Raw genomic sequence first — 356 nt, 5'->3', positions numbered from 1 at the left:
TTTACTGATATGTTTTCATTGGGGTCTTCTCACCGTTTTTATTTATATGATGGACACTGCGACATGCGCAAGAGTTTCGACGGGCTGTGCGGTCTGGTCATTTCGGCGATGCAGCGCCAGCCGACCAGCGGTGAGGTATTTGTTTTTCTGAACCGTAGCCGCACGCATATCAAACTGCTGCACTGGGAACACGGCGGCTTTGTGCTGTACTACAAGCGTCTGGAGCAGGGTACCTTTGGCATATCTGCGCTTAAGAAAGGTGAGCTGTCATGGAGCGACCTGGTATTGCTCATCGAGGGCGTCCAGGTTGTAAAAAGCATACAGAAAAAACGTTATTCATTGCCGCAAAAACAGCT

At 49.4% G+C, this 356-nt stretch carries 1 protein-coding gene; it reads left to right on the top strand.

What is annotated here, in order from left to right; genetic code table 11:
- Positions 1-63: 63 nt before the first annotated feature.
- Positions 64-356, top strand: a 293-nt coding sequence (tnpB, locus tag FXV77_RS21930) for an IS66 family insertion sequence element accessory protein TnpB (RefSeq protein WP_187444224.1), incomplete at its 3' end; no start/stop codon positions are given.

The sequence above is a fragment of the Sphingobacterium phlebotomi genome (genome assembly GCF_008180195.1).
Taxonomy (GTDB): Bacteria; Bacteroidota; Bacteroidia; order Sphingobacteriales; family Sphingobacteriaceae; genus Sphingobacterium; species Sphingobacterium phlebotomi.
This window is presented reverse-complemented; position numbering and strand designations above follow the sequence as displayed.